Origin of the sequence: Streptococcus wuxiensis (assembly GCF_040888245.1) — a bacterium.
In the GTDB taxonomy this organism is placed as follows: domain Bacteria; phylum Bacillota; class Bacilli; order Lactobacillales; family Streptococcaceae; genus Streptococcus; species Streptococcus wuxiensis.
On the sequence record NZ_JBFNFE010000001.1, the window covers coordinates 416,724 to 432,549 of the forward strand.

General features: G+C 39.0%; 13 protein-coding genes. 3 read left to right on the top strand and 10 right to left on the bottom strand.

What is annotated here, in order from left to right:
- Positions 1-4 precede the first annotated feature (4 nt).
- From glyA to AB2B47_RS02075, 7 genes are read right to left on the bottom strand one after another with little or no spacing between them, the layout of a single operon-like run.
- Positions 5-1,261 carry a serine hydroxymethyltransferase gene (gene glyA / locus AB2B47_RS02045; protein ID WP_320693502.1) on the bottom strand — a complete coding sequence of 419 codons (1,257 nt, stop codon included), beginning with the start codon at positions 1,259-1,261 and terminating at the stop codon, positions 5-7.
- Positions 1,258-1,704 (bottom strand): GNAT family N-acetyltransferase, encoded by a 447-nt coding sequence (locus tag AB2B47_RS02050; protein ID WP_320693503.1) that lies wholly within the window; start codon positions 1,702-1,704, stop codon positions 1,258-1,260. Before AB2B47_RS02050 ends, glyA begins: the two co-directional genes overlap by 4 nt.
- A 1-nt stretch (position 1,705) precedes the next feature.
- Positions 1,706-2,308 carry an L-threonylcarbamoyladenylate synthase gene (locus AB2B47_RS02055; protein WP_320693504.1) on the bottom strand — a complete coding sequence of 201 codons (603 nt, stop codon included), beginning with the start codon at positions 2,306-2,308 and terminating at the stop codon, positions 1,706-1,708.
- Complete coding sequence (gene prmC, locus AB2B47_RS02060; protein WP_320693505.1) at positions 2,292-3,128, bottom strand: peptide chain release factor N(5)-glutamine methyltransferase; 837 nt, start codon at positions 3,126-3,128, stop codon at positions 2,292-2,294. Before prmC ends, AB2B47_RS02055 begins: the two co-directional genes overlap by 17 nt.
- On the bottom strand, positions 3,128-4,207 hold the full coding sequence (prfA, locus tag AB2B47_RS02065) for a peptide chain release factor 1 (RefSeq protein WP_006151983.1): 1,080 nt from the start codon (positions 4,205-4,207) through the stop codon (positions 3,128-3,130). Before prfA ends, prmC begins: the two co-directional genes overlap by 1 nt.
- A gap of 9 nt (positions 4,208-4,216) precedes the next feature.
- Positions 4,217-4,696, bottom strand: coding sequence for a GNAT family N-acetyltransferase (locus tag AB2B47_RS02070; RefSeq protein WP_006152180.1), 480 nt, complete (start codon positions 4,694-4,696; stop codon positions 4,217-4,219).
- Positions 4,686-5,285 (bottom strand): thymidine kinase, encoded by a 600-nt coding sequence (locus AB2B47_RS02075; protein WP_006151556.1) that lies wholly within the window; start codon positions 5,283-5,285, stop codon positions 4,686-4,688. The genes AB2B47_RS02070 and AB2B47_RS02075 overlap by 11 nt, the downstream gene beginning before the upstream one ends.
- A gap of 122 nt (positions 5,286-5,407) precedes the next feature.
- On the opposite strand from AB2B47_RS02075, the gene AB2B47_RS02080 reads away from it, so the two are divergent.
- The 3 genes from AB2B47_RS02080 (at position 5,408) to pepT (ending at position 8,333) form a co-directional block, all read left to right on the top strand.
- A complete protein-coding gene (locus tag AB2B47_RS02080; protein WP_001117401.1) occupies positions 5,408-5,590 on the top strand; it encodes a 4-oxalocrotonate tautomerase in 183 nt (60 codons plus the stop codon).
- A 123-nt stretch (positions 5,591-5,713) separates the two neighbouring features.
- On the top strand, positions 5,714-7,087 hold the full coding sequence (gene mnmE / locus AB2B47_RS02085) for a tRNA uridine-5-carboxymethylaminomethyl(34) synthesis GTPase MnmE (protein ID WP_006151849.1): 1,374 nt from the start codon (positions 5,714-5,716) through the stop codon (positions 7,085-7,087).
- A 22-nt stretch (positions 7,088-7,109) separates the two neighbouring features.
- Positions 7,110-8,333, top strand: coding sequence for a peptidase T (gene pepT / locus AB2B47_RS02090; RefSeq protein ID WP_006151674.1), 1,224 nt, complete (start codon positions 7,110-7,112; stop codon positions 8,331-8,333).
- A gap of 26 nt (positions 8,334-8,359) precedes the next feature.
- On the opposite strand, the gene AB2B47_RS02095 is transcribed toward pepT, so the two are convergent.
- The 3 genes from AB2B47_RS02095 to AB2B47_RS02105 all read right to left on the bottom strand — a co-directional run bounded on the left by AB2B47_RS02095 (position 8,360) and on the right by AB2B47_RS02105 (position 15,532).
- Complete coding sequence (locus AB2B47_RS02095; RefSeq protein WP_320693506.1) at positions 8,360-11,848, bottom strand: pneumococcal-type histidine triad protein; 3,489 nt, start codon at positions 11,846-11,848, stop codon at positions 8,360-8,362.
- Between the two features lie 7 nt (positions 11,849-11,855).
- Complete coding sequence (locus AB2B47_RS02100) at positions 11,856-12,785, bottom strand: metal ABC transporter solute-binding protein, Zn/Mn family (protein ID WP_320693507.1); 930 nt, start codon at positions 12,783-12,785, stop codon at positions 11,856-11,858.
- Positions 12,786-13,012: 227 nt separating this feature from the next.
- Complete coding sequence (locus AB2B47_RS02105) at positions 13,013-15,532, bottom strand: pneumococcal-type histidine triad protein (protein ID WP_414170462.1); 2,520 nt, start codon at positions 15,530-15,532, stop codon at positions 13,013-13,015.
- Positions 15,533-15,826: the final 294 nt, after the last annotated feature.

The window sequence follows — 15,826 nt, forward strand, 5'->3', positions numbered from 1 at the left end:
AATATTAGTCCTCGTATAATGGGAAGGCATCTGTCAAGGATTTGACTGCACTTCTCACTTCTTCTAAGACAGCTTCGTTTTCTGCATTCTTAAGGGCTTTAATAATAAGTTCAGCAACTTGACGGCTTTCTTTTTCACCAAAACCACGAGCAGTAATTGCTGCCGCTCCGATACGAATACCACTTGTCTTAAATGGTGACAATGTTTCGTAAGGAATTGAATTTTTATTAAGGGTAATGTTAACCTCATCCAATAAGTTTTGGGCTACTTTTCCACTTTCTACAACCTTTGTTACATCCACTAAGAAGAGGTGGTTTTCAGTACCACCAGAGATAATGCGGAAATTAGGATCTTGCAAGAAGACATCTGCCATGGCCTTGCTGTTTTTGATAACATTAGCAGCATATTCTTTGAAAGCTGGATCCAATACTTCTTTGAATGAAACAGCTTTAGCAGCGATAACATGCTCTAAAGGTCCACCTTGGATACCAGGGAAAATAGCGGAATTAATTTTCTTAGCAAGGTCTTCGTCGTTAGTCAAAATCAACCCACCACGTGGTCCACGAAGAGTTTTGTGAGTTGTTGTCGTTGTGATATGTGCGTATGGAACTGGATTTGGGTGAAGACCAGCTGCAACCAAGCCAGCAATGTGAGCCATGTCGACCATGAGTTTTGCGCCTACAGCATCCGCAATTTCACGGAATTTTGAGAAATCAATGATGTGAGAATAGGCTGAGGCACCAGCTACGATAAGTTTTGGTTGCACTTCTTGAGCTTGTTTCAAGATGGCGTCAAAGTCCAATAGCTCTGTCTCCGGATCAACGCTATATGAAACGAAGTTATAGGTTTGACCTGAGAAGCTAACAGAAGCTCCGTGAGTCAAGTGTCCACCCGCAGCTAAATCCATCCCCATGACAGTGTCACCTGGTTCGATCAAGGCCATGTATGCTGCACAGTTAGCTTGACTTCCTGAGTGAGGTTGGACATTGGCAAATTTAGCACCAAAGATTTCTTTCGCACGTTCAATAGCTAGACTTTCGATAACATCCACTACATCAGTACCACCATAGTAACGACGTCCTGGATATCCTTCAGCATATTTATTGGTTAAGATTGACCCTTGAGCTGCCATAACAGCCTTAGATACAACGTTCTCCGAAGCGATTAATTCAATATTATTTTGTTGGCGTTCCTCTTCTTTGGCAATGGCATTCCAAAGATCAGCATCATAAGCTTTAAAATCTTCTTTGTCAAAAATCATATGTCTTCTCCTTTAATTAACTTAATAAATCGTTTCTGCACTTTATCACAAGTATAACCCACTCTTTCATAAAATGCATGAGCACCAAGACGATGGTCTGCAGAGTTTAATCGAATAAACTCATAACCCCGTCTTTTCGTTTCTTTCTCCAACCCTTCAAGTAAATCTCTACCAAAACCTCTACCCTGGCTTTGTGGCAACACTGCCAAGGCTAAGATATTGAATCCTGCTTTAGAATAAAGAGACTCATAAACCTCAGCGTGAATATAACCAACTAGTTCGTGACTAGTATCATCCTCATAACCAAGTAGGAAATGATGTGAGTCTTGGGATAATTTGGTTAGTTGACTAGCCGTTTCCTCAGGGCTAAAATCATAACCTAAAGCATCTTTGTTAATCTCATGAATCGATCCAACATCTGTTGCTTTCAAAGCACGTAGCATATCATACCTCCTCAAAAGGAATTTCAGGTATCTTGGCAAGGATATCTTCTCGAGTTATCGAACCTTGGCGTAGAATTCTTGCCTTAGAAGCAGTCAAATCTAAAATAGTCGAATCTTGACCTGTTAAAAAAGCATCATCTTCTATTCCCAAAACCTCTAGTCCAAAGTCTATTAAAATTTCTTTAAAGCTAGCACCACTAGCTTGACCCGAGATATTTGCAGACGGGCCGATTAAGGGACCAAACTCACGAATCAATTCTAGAGTTATAGGGTGACTGGGCATGCGAAATCCAACAGTCGTCAAGTCTGAATTGACCCAGTAAGGGACCTTGTCATTAGCTTCTAAGATAATGGTCAATGGACCAGGAAGAAAACAATCAACAAGTTTTTGTAAATAAGGTGGCTGATTCTTAGAAAAGTTCAAGATATCATCTAAACTAGCAACATTGAGATTGAGAGCCTTATCTCTAGGGCGACATTTGAGCTGATAAACGTAGTCAACAGCCTTCTCATTCAAAGCTTTCGCAAAGAGGCCATAAACTGTTTCGGTCGGCAAAACTACTGCTCCACCCTTTTCCAACTCTTGCTTAATTTTCTCCATCATCAATGACTACCATCCTATCTTGGCCAAATTGGTCTTTGAGCGTTCGAACTCGTTTCTCTGGAAAATTTTTCATAAAGAGATCCGGTACACTTTGACCTTGTTTGTAGCCAATTTCAAGATAAATCTTACCACCATCATTTAGATAGTCCTTGGAATCTTCCGCGATTCTACGGTAGATAGCTAGGCCATCCTCGTCAGCAAAGAGTGCCAAATGTGGTTCTGAATGCAAAACATTCAAGCCAACTTCTTCTTGATCTTCACGAGAAATGTATGGTGGATTGGATACAATTATATCATATTTTGAAGAAATTTCAGAGAAACAGTCAGATTTGATAAAAGAGAGATTTAGATTTTGAGCGTTAGCATTCTCCAACGATAGGTCTAATGCATCTTGTGAAATATCAGCAGCTGTGACTGACCAATCTGGTCTATTTTTAGCTAAAGCAAGGGCAATGGCTCCGCTTCCTGTTCCGATATCCAGAACTCTGAGATTGTCCTTTAGATTCTTGGCTAGGATGAGCTCCACCAACTCTTCTGTCTCTGGGCGAGGAATCAAAACCCGCTCATCCACTTTTAACTGCATTCCAAAGAAATCAGCATGACCAATAATATACTGGGCAGGTATATGATTTGCCAGCTTCGTGTAAATTTCCTCTACAAACTCTTTTTCTTCCTCTGTTACTTTTTGCTGAAGAGTAAAGATGAAGTCTGTAAAAGATAGATTTTTTAGGCTACGATAGACAAAGGAGAGGCTTTCTGCTTCCTCTCCTTGTACTATCAACTTTTCCTCAAAATCTTTAAAAATTTGAGCTAATTTCATTATTTGTTTAATTCTTCCAATTTTTGTGTTTGGTCATAAAGAACCAAGGCATCTACAACTTCATCCAATTTACCTGCTAGAATTGTATCAAGTTTTTGTAGAGTCAAGCCGATACGATGGTCTGTTACACGGTTTTGTGGGAAGTTATAAGTACGAATACGTTCTGAACGGTCACCAGTACCGATAGTAGACTTACGCTCAGCATCTTGCTCATCTTGAGCAATCTGAGCAAAGTGGTCTGCCACACGCGCACGAATAATCTTCATGGCCTTCTCACGGTTTTTCTGCTGGGTACGTTCTTCCTGCATCTCCACCTTGATATTGGTTGGTAAGTGGACGATACGAACGGCAGTCGCAACCTTATTGACGTTCTGTCCACCAGCACCAGATGCGTGGTAGATATCCACACGAAGGTCTTTTGGATCAATATCGTACTCTACTTCTTCTACCTCAGGCATGACAAGGACAGTTGCTGTCGAAGTATGGACACGTCCTTGGCTTTCTGTCACAGGGACACGTTGCACACGATGGGCACCTGATTCATACTTGAGTTTAGAATAAACTGACTGACCAGAAACCATGGCAACCACTTCTTTGAAACCGCCGACACCGTTCATAGACGCTTCCATAACTTCAAAGCGCCAGCCTTGGGCTTCAGCATACTTTTGGTACATTGTTAGAAGGTCACCAGCAAAAAGTGCTGCTTCGTCTCCACCAGCTGCCCCACGGATTTCAAGGATGATGTTCTTATCATCGTTTGGATCCTTTGGAAGAAGCAAGATTTTCAATTTTTCTTCGTAATCTTCTTTTTCTGCCTTAGCATCCTTGAGTTCTTGTTTCGCCATTTCTTCCAAGTCAGCATCTCCGCCTGATTCTTTAATCATTTCTTCAGCATCAACGATGTTTTGAAGGACTTGTTTGTATTCACGGTAGGCTGTTACGGTATCACGAGTTGAAGCTTCTTCTTTTGAAAGCTCCATGAAACGCTTGGTATCAGAGACCACATCAGGGTCGCTCAGCAATTCTCCCAACTCTTCATAACGGTCCTCTACAGCTTGTAGTTGATCATAGATGTTCATTTTTTCTCCTTATTTCTCAATTGTTAAATCGTATATTGCTACTACTTCGTTCTCAAATATTTCCCCAGTTTCTTTAAATCCATAACTGAGGTAACAAGATCTTGCATGTTCATTTTCTGGTTCATAAGACAACCAAAGTTTATTGGATAAACCTGCTGGCGCTTTCCGAACATAGTCTAGCACCTTATCCATAATTAGTTTAAAATAACCTTGATCTTGAAAATGCTTATCAATCATGAAACGAAATAGTAAATAATTTCCATTACTAATTCCGATTTTTTTATCATAAGCTAACATCACAAAACCTATGATTGCATCATTATCGTAAACTGCCAATGGAGCTACAAAATCTCCATTTTTTGTGTAGACATATGCTTCAGCTAAACTAATTGCGTTGGTAGCAATAAATTGTTTTTGATATTCCTTAACATCCAAATTCAGAACATCAAAATAATTTTTCATTGTAACATCTCTTAGTTCAATTGACATAGTCTTGTTCCTTTTTAGATGTTATCAGTGGGGCAAAATAATGTTTACGGCAAACCGAGATATAGGTTTCATTCCCACCTATCTGGATTTGTTCACCATCATAAACAGGCAGTCCGTCCTGCGTACGCAACACCATGGTCGCCTTTTTCTTACAATACTGACAGATGGTTTTGATCTCATCAATTTTATCTGCTAATAACAATAGATGTTTAGATCCTTCGAACAGCTCATTGCGAAAGTCATTTTTCAAACCAAAAGCCATAACAGGTATGTCTAACTCATCGACGACACGAGCTAAATCATAAACATGATGACGCTTCAGAAACTGGGCTTCATCGACCAAAACACAGTAGGGCTTTTCAGGTAAATCTCGAATAAATCCAAAAATATCCGTAGTATCATCGATAGCAACTGCTGGTCGCTTCATGCCAATCCGACTCGACACATAGCCTATACCGTCTCTTGTATCCAGAGCCGAAGTCATGATAACAACTCCCTTTCCTTGCTCCTCATAGTTATAGGCTACCTTGAGAATCTCAATGGTCTTTCCTGAATTCATGGTCCCATAACGATAATACAACTGTGCCATGTTTCTATTTCACGTCCATTTCTAATTTTCTGCTACATTCTAGTATATCATATTTTCCAAAAGCTTTAAACGGCAAAATGTGGTAAAATAGAAGAAATCAAAAACTAGTGGAGGAAGCTATTATGCCATTTGTACGCATCGATTTATTTGAAGGTCGCACGCTCGAGCAAAAAAAAGCCCTAGCAAAGGAAGTAACCGAAGCTGTGGTTCGTAACACTGGTGCACCACAATCTGCTGTTCATGTCATCATCAACGATATGCCTGAAGGAACTTACTTCCCGCAAGGGGAAATGCGCACTAAGTAAAGCTTAAGCAATACGCTTAGGCTTTTCTTTATAAGTGGCATTCGTTGAATAAATAACTTTATTTTGTTACAATTTTAAGAGATATTAGTAAATAAAAGGCTTCAATTTTTAAAAGGAATTAACATGATTACACGTGAATTTGATACCATTGCTGCAATCTCCACACCGCTTGGTGAAGGAGCCATTGGTATTGTCCGCTTGAGCGGAACAGACAGTTTTGCCATTGCGCAAAAGATTTTTAAAGGCAAAGACTTAAGCAAAGTTGCCAGCCATACACTGAACTACGGCCATATTATTGACCCTTTGACTGGTAAGGTTATGGACGAGGTCATGGTAGGAGCTATGAGATCTCCAAAGACCTTCACTCGTGAGGATATTATCGAGATTAACACCCACGGTGGGATTGCCGTAACCAATGAAATTCTGCAGCTGGCTATCCGTGAAGGGGCTCGCATGGCAGAACCTGGTGAATTTACCAAGCGTGCCTTCCTTAATGGTCGTGTAGACTTGACTCAGGCTGAAGCTGTAATGGATATCATCCGTGCTAAGACTGACAAGGCTATGAATATAGCAGTCAAACAACTTGATGGATCCCTATCTGACCTCATTAACAATACTCGTCAGGAAATTCTCAATACTTTGGCTCAGGTTGAGGTTAATATCGATTACCCTGAGTATGACGATGTGGAAGAAGCCACTACTGCTGTTGTCCGCGAAAAAACTATGGAGTTTGAACAACTCTTGACCAATCTCCTAAAAACTGCACGTCGTGGGAAAATCCTCCGCGAAGGAATTGCAACGGCCATCATTGGTCGTCCCAACGTAGGGAAGTCAAGTCTACTTAATAACCTCCTGCGCGAAGATAAAGCGATTGTAACAGATATTGCAGGGACTACTCGAGATGTCATTGAAGAATACGTCAATATCAACGGTGTTCCACTGAAGTTGATTGATACTGCTGGCATTCGTGAAACAGATGATGTCGTGGAACAGATCGGGGTTGAACGCTCCAAAAAAGCCCTTAAGGAAGCTGACTTGGTTCTACTGGTGCTAAATGCTAGTGAACCTCTAACAGATCAAGACCGACAACTTCTTGAGATCAGCCAAGATACCAACCGTATCATCCTACTGAACAAAACTGACCTACCAGAGGCTATCGAAACTGAAGAACTTCCAGAAGATATTATCCGCATTTCAGTCCTCAAAAATCAAAACATTGATAAGATTGAAGAACGCATCAATAACCTCTTCTTTGAAAATGCTGGCTTGGTCGAACAAGATGCTACCTATCTATCCAACGCCCGTCATATTTCATTAATTGAAAAGGCAGTCGAAAGCTTACAAGCAGTTAACGAAGGTCTTGAATTGGGCATGCCAGTTGATCTGCTTCAAGTTGATTTAACTCGAACCTGGGAAATTCTTGGCGAGATAACTGGTGATGCCGCTCCTGATGAACTCATTACACAGTTGTTTAGCCAATTTTGTCTGGGTAAATAAAAAATTATAAAAAGGAGTTATGATGAAATATCCAACATTACTAGAGCGTTTTTTAACTTATGTTAAGGTTAACACACGTTCAGACGAAAATTCTACTACTACACCAAGTACTCAAAGTCAAGTAGACTTTGCGACTAATGTCCTCATCCCAGAAATGAAACGTGTCGGTTTGCAAAATGTCTATTATTTGCCAAACGGTTTTGCTATCGGTACACTTCCAGCTAACGATCCAAGTTTAACTCGCAAGATTGGTTTTATCTCCCACATGGATACGGCTGATTTTAATGCTGAAGGTGTCAACCCTCAAGTTATTGAAAACTACGATGGGGGAGTTATTGAACTAGGTAATTCTGGTTTCAAGCTTGATCCTGCAGATTTCAAGAGCTTAGAGAAATATCCTGGACAAACTTTAATTACTACTGATGGAACTACTCTTCTCGGTGCCGATGATAAATCAGGTATCGCCGAAATCATGACAGCCATCGAATACTTGACTGCTCATCCTGAAATTAAGCACTGCGAAATTCGTGTCGGCTTTGGACCTGATGAAGAGATTGGTGTCGGTGCCAATAAATTTGATGCAGAAGACTTCGATGTCGACTTTGCTTATACAGTTGACGGTGGACCTCTTGGTGAACTTCAGTATGAAACCTTCTCTGCTGCAGGTGCTGAACTTCATTTCCAAGGTCGTAATGTTCACCCAGGAACAGCTAAAGGACAAATGGTTAACGCCCTTCAGTTAGCGATTGATTTCCACAACCAACTCCCAGCTGGAGACCGACCTGAATTGACTGATGGTTACCAAGGTTTCTACCATCTCATGGATATAACTGGTAGTGTTGAGGAAGCGCGTGCTAGCTATATCATTCGTGACTTCGAAAAAGAAAACTTTGAAGCGCGTAAAGCTGCTATGCAAACTATCGCTGATAAGATGAACCAAGAACTTGCTAGCAATCGTGTAACCTTGACTTTGACAGACCAGTACTACAACATGAAGGAAGTCATTGAAAAGGATATGACTCCAATCACCATCGCTAAATCAGTAATGGAAAGTCTTGATATCACACCTATTATCGAGCCTATCCGTGGAGGAACAGACGGTTCTAAGATTTCCTTTATGGGAATTCCAACGCCGAATATCTTCGCTGGCGGTGAAAACATGCATGGCCGTTTTGAATATGTCAGCCTTCAAACCATGGAACGTGCAGTTGATACAATTATTGGAATTGTAGCTTATAAAGACTAAAAAAGAAGTAGCAATGCTACTTCTTTTTAATTTACTTCTTTGTCACTTGTTTCAGGACTTGTAGTAGTTGAATGTGAACTTGATTCTTCACTTGTTACTTCGGTGCTAGCTTGACCTGGTGTTGCTTGTTTTGTTTCAACAGGTGTTTCTTGACTTGGCGTTGCTTTAGATCTAAGCTCTTGGTTTAATGAAACAATTTCTTGAGCGACCGTTAGCAAAGCTTGCTTGTCTTTACTTGCTGCACTTAACTTGTCAAACAGAGCATCTACCTTTTCAAAGTCCGCATCAGAACCATTATTCATTTCCAAATAAGTATGGAGAGCAATGACTCCGTTATAGAGTTTTTGGTAAAGAGCTAAAACCTCTGGGTCTTGTTTCGAATTATCACGTTCATTTTGGATTGTTAGTGAAATACGTTTCAAAAGATCTTGAACCTGTGTATTTAATTCATCAAGGTCTGCGTCTTCTTTCTCCAAAGCAACCTTCAGATTTTTCACTTCGTCAGAGAGTGAAGCTTTAACCCCCTCCTCATTGACTTGATTCACTAATTCTTCAGCTTTTGTTAGTAACTCTTCTACTTGCCCTTTTAAGACATGGTTACTTTGTTCCTCAGGTTTGAGATCATCATACAAACCTTTCAAGAACTCATAGACTGCAGTTTTAGCACTATGTCCATCCACTTTTTCTGTATCTAAGATTGTTTCAGAAGTCTTGCTTGCAACTGGCTCGTTTTTCAGTGCTTCCTCTACTTCCAGTTTTGTTTGATAGATTTCTGGGAAGAGTTTGTTCAAGTCAGTTGCCTTAAGGAAGGATTGTGACTGATAAAGTGTCCACGTTAGGTTGGCAACTTTATTTCTAAGAGTGTCATTTAAGCGACCGTCAGATAGATGTTGGTAGAAATACTTGATGTATTCTACTGTTGTAACTCCAGTACGGTCATTAAAATCTTGCAAAGCTTGTAACTTAGCTTCAACTGCATCTAAACCTGCTTCATCTTGGGCTAGTTTATTTTCTTGAAGCTGAGTCAATAAATCCTTCTTAGGAAGTCCATAAGCATCTGTGTCTAAGGTATTAATCTTATCTACTAAAGCTTGATATTTCTTGTCTAAAGGACTAATTTCTGTTGGTTTGACACTTGAGTCAATGTGAATATACTGCTTATCAAACAAATCCAAAGCTGCCAAATATCCTGCAGTAGAGTTGGTTGAGAGTTTTTTCATATTTTCAGAGAATTGCCCCAAAGCAAGTTCAATTTGTCTTTGTATAATTGGTTTATCTTTATAAACTTCGCGACTTTCTGCCAAGAGTTGATCAATCTTATACTGGACTGCTTTTTCATCAAAAGCACCAGGTTGGTAAGTTGACTGTAATGCAGGAATTTTGTTTTTCAAAGCGACTTCATAACCTTTAGTTTGAACCTTGATGTAGTGGTTGTGGTCACCATGAGGGATAACAAAGCTACCATTTTCAACCTGCAAGCTATAAGGAGAAACACCATCACGTAGAGCAGTTGTATAGAGTTCGTTTAGGAAATCAAGCTCTGCATCTCCAGTTTGAATCGGAATACGAACGTGTTCCTTACGAACAGCGTAAGGGTGAATGTGAGTTGGGTCATAAGCCTGGTCTGGATTACCAAATACAAAGAATCCATTTGAAATTCTGATAGCCTCAAGAGGAACGCCATATGTTTTAGAAATATAAGCTATTTTTTCTTCATCGCTGGCATCTCTAGAGAAACTTTCAACCGTCTTGGCAAGAGGTTTAACAGGTTCTGTCTGCTGATGGCCATGAAGATGGTCTTGTGCAGCCTTAATCTGCTCTGCTGATAAATCTTTCTTAAAGAAATAATGGGCATGGTCTCCATGTGAAACTACAAAACCTTGCTCATCTTCACTTATCACTCGGTCAGCATCGAATCCGTGATCGTGGTCTTCACCATGGTGGTGATCATGCCCGTCTTCATCATGGTGATCATCTGATGGATTAGGTTTAACTTCGGTTTTACCTTTCAAGTGTTCCTGAGCTTCTTTAATCTGTTGTGCCGTCAAATCTTTCTTGTAAAAATAATGATTGTGGTCTCCATGTGAAACTACGAAACCTTGGTCGTCCTCGCTAATCACTCGATCAGCATCGAATCCATGATTATGTTCTTCACCATGGTGGTGATCATGCCCGCCTTCATCATGGTTCTCATCTGATGGATTAGGTTTAACTTCGGTTTTACCTTTCAAGTGTTCCTGAGCTTCTTTAATCTGTTGGGCCGTCAAATCTTTCTTGTAAAAATAATGATTGTGGTCTCCATGTGAAACTACGAAACCTTGGTCGTCCTCGCTAATCACTCGATTAATAGCAAAGCCATGATCGTGGTCTTCACCGTGTCGATGATTAGCATGATCGTGGTCATGGTCTTCTTCGTGTTGATGATCAACATCTTCGTGGCCATGGTCGTGGTCATGGTCTTCGTTTGGTTTACTTGGAGTTTCTACAGGATTTGATGGTGTTACTAGACCTGAAAGTGGTATCAAGCGTGCAATCTTTTGCTCCAAAGCAGATAAACTACTATAAGGGATGAAATGGTAATGATTCCCATGAGGGATAGCAACTCCATTAGGCGTACGACTGGTAATTTTAGCCGGGTCAAATACCAAACCATCAGATTCTTTATAGCGTTGACTAACTGGTAAAGCGTAAAGCTGTTCTAGAAGTTTTTGAAGATTATTTTCTTCTTGTACTGGATTGCTTGTAGCTGGTTTCTCTACTTGATGACTTGGTTCAACACTTGGAATCGGTTTGTAGTCTGTTAGACTTTGTTGACTTCCTCTACCGGCAAGGTAAGCTTGAGCGGCAGCCAATTCACTTGAAGATAGAGCACTCTTAGGAACGTAATGATAATGGCCACCATGAGGAACGATATAAGCGTCACCTGTGTCTTCAATAATATCTGCAGCATTAAAGACGTAACCGTCATCAGTTGTATATCGACCTTGTGCTCTGGCAGCAATAACTTCATTACTTGTACTGCTACTATCTGATGTGTGTTCTTGTTTTTGTTTCTCGATTTGGTCTTTGGTACGAATATTATCTGCGTGACTAGCATCCTTCAGATAGACATAATATTTGCCATCCACCTTGATGATATAGCCACCTTTAATCTCATTGACAATATCTCCATCACTTAGTTTATAGTTTGGATCCTTCATGACCAATTCTTCACTAAAGATGGCATCAAAAGGCACCTTACCATTGTAAAAATGGAAATGGTCACCGTGGGAAGTCACATAGCCTTGATCTGTAATCTTGGTAACAATCTGTTCAGCTTCTATTCCTTCTTTTTGGTTAACTTGATCAGGTGTCAGATTTTCATTCTTTTTAGAATCAGACTCTTTCCCATCAACATAGGATACACGGTTATTTTCTTTGTTCTCAGGCGCTTGGTGTTGATTTAAAGCGTAAGCACAGACACTTAAGGCAAGGACCACTGCAGATCCTGCTAGATATTTTTTATTAATTTTCATAAACTCCTCATTTCAATTCTTCAGCTAAAATAGCTATATTGTCTTCTAAATTTTCCAAGTAGGACTTATCATTTTGTGGGTCGGCCTCTAAAGGATTGAGTGTTTTAAGAGTCACACCTGTTGATTTGACAAGTGTATCAGCAACTTTAGACGAAGCATTACTCTCTGTAAAGATAGTTTTGACCTTATAATTTTTTACAAATTCTTGAATTTCGGTTAACTGTCTCGGGCTTGGTTCTTGGTCTGGTGAAATACCAGCTATTCCAAGTTGATTTAATCCAAAGCGTTTCGCTAAATATGAAAAAGCTGTGTGTTGAGTTACAAAATTTCTTTGATTGACTTTTTCAAAAATGGGTTGGTATTTCTTGGTCAAATCATGAGCTTTAGCACTAAAACTTTGTGCGTTTTTCTGGTAAGTTTCCTTGTTAGCGCTGTCTAGTTTGGATAACTTATCAGCGATAATCTGAGCTTCTTCAGCAACCTTTTCAGGATCAAGCCAAGTATGAGGATCATACAAGGTCTTCTCATCAATCCCTTCTCCTGCTTTCATATCTTCTAATCCAGGCACGCGCTCCAAGGTCATACCTTCTGATGCTTCTAAGACCTTTACCTTAGACTTTTGCAGGCTTGGATCCAAACTTCCCGCCCATGATTCCAAGGTATGAGAATGGTAAACGAAAACATCTGCATCATAAATGGCTGCAATGTCATTCGCCGAAGGTTCAAATGAATGGATACCTGAACTCGACTGAATCATCCGAACATCATTTAGGTCACCCGAAATTTCTTTGACCATAGCATAGACAGGGTAAAAACTAGTCACAATCTTCATTCCCTTAGTTTCATTACGATTGTCTTGACTAACCTTTTGTCCACATGCTCCTAAAAAGAGAACAAAGAACGTAATCATGACCCATAGAATGCTTCTTTTTTTCATAACAACTCCTTAACTAGTATTTAACCATTTAATTAACTAGTAAATAGTTTATCTTTTTTTATTTATTAAGTCAAGTTTTTTTGTCATCAAAAATAAAATCATTGTTTTAGAACTCCTTGATTTATTTTTAATACAGCAAATTTCAGTTTTTTAACAAATAAAAGGACATTATTCAATCAAAAATCGAACAATATCCTTTCGAGTAGATTATAATTAATAAAAATATTTTAAGGCTTTACTTGTTTTAGTGTCTTAATGTCATACGTTACTAATTCACCATTTTTATTGTAAAACTGAACACCTTCTGGCTGAAAAATTAGAAACTTAGGATCGATTTGAGCAATATTTGCTAACTTTTCTATATGTTCATTTAAAGTTACTTTATCCAATCCGTAGTCTGGTAAATCATCGTCACTTTCTTCTTTGGAGTTTTCTTTATCTTCAACCTTGTTTTCTGAAGGAATTTTATCGGTTGTACCAGTCTCATTGACGCCTATATTAATCTTCGGTTGTTCCTCAGTTTTATCTACAACAGTCTTATTTTTATCCCTATTATCAGTATTGTTTGAATCAGGTTTTAATTCTTTATTAGGATGTGTAGACGTTTCAGTTTTGGATTCTTTTTCTTTTATTCTTTTTGCTATTAAGTCTTGTGCTTGTTTCCATTCTACTTCTGACAAGTCGGATTTAGTGATACTTCTCAATGAACCACCTCCCGCTCTTGGAATACTAAATGATTTGTCTTCCCATACAAAAGTTTCTTTTGCCAATACATCTTTCGGATCAAAAATATAACCATCTGGAGTTGCAAAACGACCTTCTGCAAGAGCTTTCTGAACTTCTTCAGCAGAATGGATAATTTGCCAATTCTGCATTCCAGCGCGTTTTTCAAGAGGAGTCACATTAGCAATAACGGAACCTGAGTCCTCGTGACCCGGCTTAGACCAAACTTCAGGACGAACCTCAGGATGTTGCATGACATATTTAATAGTCGCAATTTGATCAGGCTCTAACCATGAGTAAGGCACAACGTGAATATGATCAATGTGTGGAATAATGAATGAACTTCCAGTATCATAAGTAGTATTTGCTGCATGCATCGGCAAACTTGAGACATCTACAGCTAATCTTGGTTTAATCCCTGTGTCTACTATATCATAACGATAATGATTTCGATCCTTAAGCATGAGTTCTTGTTCAGAAAAAGCAATTTGAGTAAGATCAAGTTCGTCTCGAGAATAGAAGTATTCTTTTCCGTTTTCTTTAAGAACATAACCAACTTTACCATCTTTGGTAACTTTACTATTCACTCTTTTTGAATCAAATTTTGGTTTTTCTACGTTATTCATTTTCTCTGAAGGAATAACACTATCATTTGCTTGACCTTTTTCCTTCATCCACTTGCTAACTTCATCTAATTCAAATTGTTCTAACTCTCCAAATCCCACATAATGGAAATGATTTCCATGTCTCGCTATAATGCCTGATTTATCAACTGAATAGATAGAATCTTTACTGAATACATATCCATCACTAGTATCGTATGGTTTGCCATCCAGCCCCTTACCATAAGCTTTAATTGAATTTCCTAAAAACGTATGCTCAACTGTACTGTTTGTTAGCTTTTGGGTATTTACTGGCTTGTTGTTCCCATTATTTTGTCCTTTTACTGGAATCATCCGTGAAATCTTTTCTTCCAAAGCTGACATTTGACTATAAGGGATAAAATGGTAGTGATCCCCATGTGGTACTGCTACCCCATTTGCTGTTCTTTTCGTGATTTGGGCAGGGTCAAAGAGCAAACCATCGGATTCCACATGACGTTGGCTGAGTGGCAAGGCATAAAGTTGTTTCAAAAGACTAGATACATCTTCACTTGGACTTGCTTGATAACTATTATCCACTTGTGGACTAACACTTGGGGTCCATCTTCTAGTATTTGCCTCAACATTGCTTTGATTCGTTTGTCTATATGTACTACTATTCGAAGCATCTGATGAGCTGCTAGAAGAATTTGTTGACGGTCGATACCCAACTGAGCTTGTTTGACCACCTTTAGCGGATAAGAAGACCTGAGCAGCAGCTAGTTCGCTAGCTGATAAATCACTTTTGGGAATATAATGAAAGTGATTGCCATGTGGAACGATGTAAGCATCACCCGTGTCCTCAATAATATCACTAGCATTAAAAATATAACCATCATCCGTCGTATAACGTCCCTGAGTTCTTGCAACAGCGACTTCATTACTAACCTTTACTCCGCCACCATGTCCATGTTCCTGCTTCTGACGATTGATCTCATCCTTACTACGAATGTTTTCGGAATGTGAAGCATCTTTGAGGTATACATAATAGCGACCATCAACCTTAATGACATAGCCACCCTTGACTTCGTTGACAATATCCTCATTTCGAAGTTGATAATTAGAATCTTTCATCAAGAGTTCTTCACTAATAATAGCGTCATAAGGAACCTTACCATTAAAGTAATGATAATGGTCTCCATGTGAAGTTACGTAGCCTTGATCGGTAATCTTAACGACTATCTGTTCCGCATTGATTCCTTCTCGCTGACTAACTTCATCTGGCGTCAAATTTTCGGTCTTAGTACTAGCCTGATTCCCATCTATATAAGCCACACGATTAGACACTTTGTCAGTCTGCCCTGATTGATAACGACCCAATTCATAACTTGAAAGACTTATTACCATTAGAGCTACGGAACCAAGAACATATTTTTTATTGATTTTCATCTAAACACACTTTCTATTTTCGCTACTAAATATAAGATTTAGGCAACACTATAAGTTCTATGTCATTAACCAGTTAAGTTTATAGGTAGTAATATTTAAAAAAACAATTAAAATGTTCTAATCCTTTTTATAGGTTTCTAGTTTTGTTTAGCCAAATATATTGGATCTATAAACTTAACCATTTAATTAACCAGTAAATATTCTACTCCTTAACATTTAAGATGTCAAGTTATAAATTCACTTTTTTCCAAAATTTTACCCAAAAGGAAAAGCACCCAAAAAGATGCT

Excerpts from the sequence above, each read along its gene's own strand:
- glyA (WP_320693502.1), bottom strand. The coding sequence starts at position 1,261 with ATGATTTTTGACAAAGAAGATTTTAAAGCTTATGATGCTGATCTTTGG.
- AB2B47_RS02050 (WP_320693503.1), bottom strand. The coding sequence starts at position 1,704 with ATGCTACGTGCTTTGAAAGCAACAGATGTTGGATCGATTCATGAGATT.
- AB2B47_RS02055 (WP_320693504.1), bottom strand. The coding sequence starts at position 2,308 with ATGATGGAGAAAATTAAGCAAGAGTTGGAAAAGGGTGGAGCAGTAGTT.
- prmC (WP_320693505.1), bottom strand. The coding sequence starts at position 3,128 with ATGAAATTAGCTCAAATTTTTAAAGATTTTGAGGAAAAGTTGATAGTA.
- prfA (WP_006151983.1), bottom strand. The coding sequence starts at position 4,207 with ATGAACATCTATGATCAACTACAAGCTGTAGAGGACCGTTATGAAGAG.
- AB2B47_RS02070 (WP_006152180.1), bottom strand. The coding sequence starts at position 4,696 with ATGTCAATTGAACTAAGAGATGTTACAATGAAAAATTATTTTGATGTT.
- AB2B47_RS02075 (WP_006151556.1), bottom strand. The coding sequence starts at position 5,285 with ATGGCACAGTTGTATTATCGTTATGGGACCATGAATTCAGGAAAGACC.
- AB2B47_RS02080 (WP_001117401.1), top strand. The coding sequence starts at position 5,408 with ATGCCATTTGTACGCATCGATTTATTTGAAGGTCGCACGCTCGAGCAA.
- mnmE (WP_006151849.1), top strand. The coding sequence starts at position 5,714 with ATGATTACACGTGAATTTGATACCATTGCTGCAATCTCCACACCGCTT.
- pepT (WP_006151674.1), top strand. The coding sequence starts at position 7,110 with ATGAAATATCCAACATTACTAGAGCGTTTTTTAACTTATGTTAAGGTT.
- AB2B47_RS02095 (WP_320693506.1), bottom strand. The coding sequence starts at position 11,848 with ATGAAAATTAATAAAAAATATCTAGCAGGATCTGCAGTGGTCCTTGCC.
- AB2B47_RS02100 (WP_320693507.1), bottom strand. The coding sequence starts at position 12,785 with ATGAAAAAAAGAAGCATTCTATGGGTCATGATTACGTTCTTTGTTCTC.